The sequence below is a fragment of the Corallococcus terminator genome (genome assembly GCF_003611635.1).
Classification (GTDB): domain Bacteria; phylum Myxococcota; class Myxococcia; order Myxococcales; family Myxococcaceae; genus Corallococcus; species Corallococcus terminator.
On sequence record NZ_RAVZ01000673.1, the window covers coordinates 1 to 1544 of the forward strand.

General features: G+C 71.1%; 1 protein-coding gene. It reads right to left on the reverse strand.

Features of this window, described 5'->3' with window-relative positions:
• On the reverse strand, positions 1 to 1259 hold a 1259-nt coding region (locus tag D7V88_RS41390), incomplete at its 3' end, for a DEAD/DEAH box helicase (protein ID WP_244238687.1).
• Between the last annotated feature and the right edge of the window lie 285 nt (positions 1260 to 1544).

The following is a 1544-nucleotide window of genomic DNA, read 5'->3' on the forward strand; positions in this document are numbered from 1 at the left end:
CCGCCACCACCACCGCCGTTACCGCCGCGGCGCTGACCGCCATTGCCCCGGCCACCGCCACGCCCACCCGAAAGGGGCGGACGGTCGTCCTCCACCAGGTCGCCCGGAAGCGTCGCGGGGAGCAGCGAACGGAAGCTCGCGTCCGCCACCACCGGCACGCTGCGGCGGATGGTGCGCTCGATGTCGCGCAGGTACTCGCGCTCCTCGGAGTCGCAGAACGACACGGCCTGGCCGCTGGCGCCCGCGCGGCCGGTGCGGCCGATGCGGTGCACGTACTGCTCCGGCACGTTGGGCAGGTCGTAGTTGAACACGTGCGACAGCCCGTCGATGTCGATGCCGCGCGCCGCGATGTCCGTGGCCACCAGCACGCGCAGGGTGCCCGCGCGGAACTCGTCCAGCGCGCGCTCGCGGGCGTTCTGGCTCTTGTTGCCGTGGATGGCGTCGGCGCGCACGCCCGCCTGCGTGAGCTGCTTGGCCACGCGGTTGGCGCCGTGCTTCGTGCGCGTGAACACCAGCGCGCGCGGGATGGCCTTCACGTCCTGGAGCAGGTGCGTGAGCAGCGCGCGCTTCTCCTCGCGCTTCACGAAGTACACCTGCTGGCTCACCGTCTCCGCGGTGGTGGACGCGGGCGACACCTCCACCCGCACCGGATCCTTCAGGATGTTGCGCGCCAGGTCCACGATGTCCGGCGGCAGCGTCGCGCTGAAGAACAGCGTCTGGCGCTCCTTCGGCAGGACCTTGATGACGCGCCGGACGTCATGGATGAAGCCCATGTCCAGCATGCGGTCCGCCTCGTCGAGCACGAACACTTCGAGCGCGCGCAGCGTCACGTGGCCCTGATCGATGAGGTCCAACAGGCGGCCCGGCGTCGCCACCAGGATGTCCACGCCCTGGCGCAGCGCCTGGACCTGCGGCGTCTGGCCCACGCCGCCGAACACCACCGCGTGGCGCAGGGGCAGGTTCTTGCCGTACGTCCCGAAGCTCTCACTGACCTGGCTGGCCAGCTCGCGCGTGGGCGTCAGCACCAGGCAGCGCACCGGACGCGCGCCGCCCGCCGGAGCCTTCGCCGACAGCCGCTGGAGGATGGGCAGCGCGAACGCCGCCGTCTTGCCCGTGCCCGTCTGGGCCACGCCCAGCACGTCCTTGCCCGCCAGTGCATGCGGGATCGCCTTCACCTGGATGGGCGTCGGCGTGGTGTAGCCCTCGGCCTTCACGGCCTTGAGGAGTGATTCAGTCAACTGCAGTTCGTCAAACGTCATGGAATCCCGCGATGATGGGTTGGCGCGCTTCCCCCTCAGGCGGGGGGCCGACCGCGCAGCGCGCCCTCCCGCGAAATTGCGGGGGCGCCTGGCGGTGCGCGGTCAGGCCGCGAAGCGGCCCGAAGCACCTGGAAGTTTCCAGGAACCCGTAGGACCCCCGGGAGGATTCCCGGTGCGGCCCACGGTCCAACCACACTGCCTGCAACGGGGGGCAATGTCCCGGGAAATCCATCCCGCCCGGCCGGCCCGCCCCTGTGGAGATTTCGGACAGGGCTGCATGCCTGC